2 tRNA genes and 1 rRNA gene are annotated in these 2178 nt (G+C 52.4%); all 3 read right to left on the reverse strand.

What is annotated here, in order from left to right:
• Window positions 1-41: 41 nt before the first annotated feature.
• The 3 genes from PAN31117_RS26860 to PAN31117_RS26870 all read right to left on the reverse strand — a co-directional run bounded on the left by PAN31117_RS26860 (window position 42) and on the right by PAN31117_RS26870 (window position 1844).
• Window positions 42-117 (reverse strand) — tRNA-Ala (locus PAN31117_RS26860).
• 53 nt (window positions 118-170) lie between these two features.
• Window positions 171-247 (reverse strand) — tRNA-Ile (locus tag PAN31117_RS26865).
• Window positions 248-311: 64 nt separating this feature from the next.
• Window positions 312-1844 (reverse strand): 16S ribosomal RNA (locus PAN31117_RS26870).
• Window positions 1845-2178 lie beyond the last annotated feature (334 nt).

Below are 2178 nucleotides of genomic sequence, written 5' to 3' on the forward strand. Positions count from 1 at the left end.
GTAAAGCGCTTTTGACTGACATCGATGCGATCTAAGGTTTTTGGTGGAGGATGACGGGATCGAACCGACGACCCCCTGCTTGCAAAGCAGGTGCTCTCCCAGCTGAGCTAATCCCCCAATCAAGCCGACTTACCACCACTTGAGTCTATCGCACGGTGGTTAAAAAGCTTTGGTGGGTCTAGATGGACTCGAACCATCGACCCCCGCCTTATCAAGACGGTGCTCTAACCAACTGAGCTATAGACCCGACTTAGATCTACGCAGTCAACAACCGATAAGCGTGAACACTCAACTTCCAGTGCATGCTCTAGAAAGGAGGTGATCCAGCCGCAGGTTCCCCTACGGCTACCTTGTTACGACTTCACCCCAGTCATGAATCCTGCCGTGGTAAGCGCCCTCCTTACGGTTAGGCTACCTACTTCTGGCAAAACCCACTCCCATGGTGTGACGGGCGGTGTGTACAAGACCCGGGAACGTATTCACCGCGACATGCTGATCCGCGATTACTAGCGATTCCAGCTTCACGCAGTCGAGTTGCAGACTGCGATCCGGACTACGATCGGTTTTCTGGGGTTAGCTCCACCTCGCGGTTTGGCAGCCCTCTGTACCGACCATTGTATGACGTGTGAAGCCCTACCCATAAGGGCCATGAGGACTTGACGTCATCCCCACCTTCCTCCGGTTTGTCACCGGCAGTCTCCTTAGAGTGCTCTTGCGTAGCAACTAAGGACAAGGGTTGCGCTCGTTGCGGGACTTAACCCAACATCTCACGACACGAGCTGACGACAGCCATGCAGCACCTGTGTTACGGTTCTCTTTCGAGCACATCCGCCTCTCAGCAGACTTCCGTACATGTCAAGGGTAGGTAAGGTTTTTCGCGTTGCATCGAATTAATCCACATCATCCACCGCTTGTGCGGGTCCCCGTCAATTCCTTTGAGTTTTAATCTTGCGACCGTACTCCCCAGGCGGTCAACTTCACGCGTTAGCTACGTTACTAAGGAAATGAATCCCCAACAACTAGTTGACATCGTTTAGGGCGTGGACTACCAGGGTATCTAATCCTGTTTGCTCCCCACGCTTTCGTGCATGAGCGTCAGTATTGGCCCAGGGGGCTGCCTTCGCCATCGGTATTCCTCCACATCTCTACGCATTTCACTGCTACACGTGGAATTCTACCCCCCTCTGCCATACTCTAGCCTTGCAGTCACGAATGCAGTTCCCAGGTTGAGCCCGGGGATTTCACATCCGTCTTACAAAACCGCCTGCGCACGCTTTACGCCCAGTAATTCCGATTAACGCTTGCACCCTACGTATTACCGCGGCTGCTGGCACGTAGTTAGCCGGTGCTTATTCTTCCGGTACCGTCATCCCCCCGAGGTATTAACCCAGAGGATTTCTTTCCGGACAAAAGTGCTTTACAACCCGAAGGCCTTCTTCACACACGCGGCATTGCTGGATCAGGCTTTCGCCCATTGTCCAAAATTCCCCACTGCTGCCTCCCGTAGGAGTCTGGGCCGTGTCTCAGTCCCAGTGTGGCTGGTCGTCCTCTCAGACCAGCTACAGATCGTCGCCTTGGTAAGCTTTTACCCCACCAACTAGCTAATCTGATATCGGCCGCTCTTGTAGCGCGAGGCCCGAAGGTCCCCCGCTTTCCTCCTTAGAGCGTATGCGGTATTAATCCGGCTTTCGCCGAGCTATCCCCCACTACAAGGTACGTTCCGATATATTACTCACCCGTTCGCCACTCGCCACCAGGTGCAAGCACCCGTGCTGCCGTTCGACTTGCATGTGTAAGGCATGCCGCCAGCGTTCAATCTGAGCCAGGATCAAACTCTTCAGTTTAAACCTGTTACTGTTTTCGGTTTTTCGTGATAAATCACTAGAACCGGTCGCTCTCAAAGTATGCTGACAAGTTAATTACTTAACTTACCTATTACTATGTGAGCCTCAATAAATTTAAAGCTTATCTGCCGAAGCAGACGCACTATTCATCGAGTGCCCACACTTATCGGTTGTTTAATTTTTAAAGATCAATCGCATCTGACTTCGCTTCGTCGCTTTATTACCGCGCCGTCGCTTCGTTTTCTGCGTCGCTGCATCAGCAGCAGAGAAGTGAGATTATGTCGCAGCTTCTCGTCGTCGTCAACAGTTTTTTTCGCTTTCTTCGTTCGCCGCC

The sequence above is a fragment of the Pandoraea anapnoica genome (assembly GCF_902459765.1).
GTDB classification, from domain to species: domain Bacteria; phylum Pseudomonadota; class Gammaproteobacteria; order Burkholderiales; family Burkholderiaceae; genus Pandoraea; species Pandoraea anapnoica.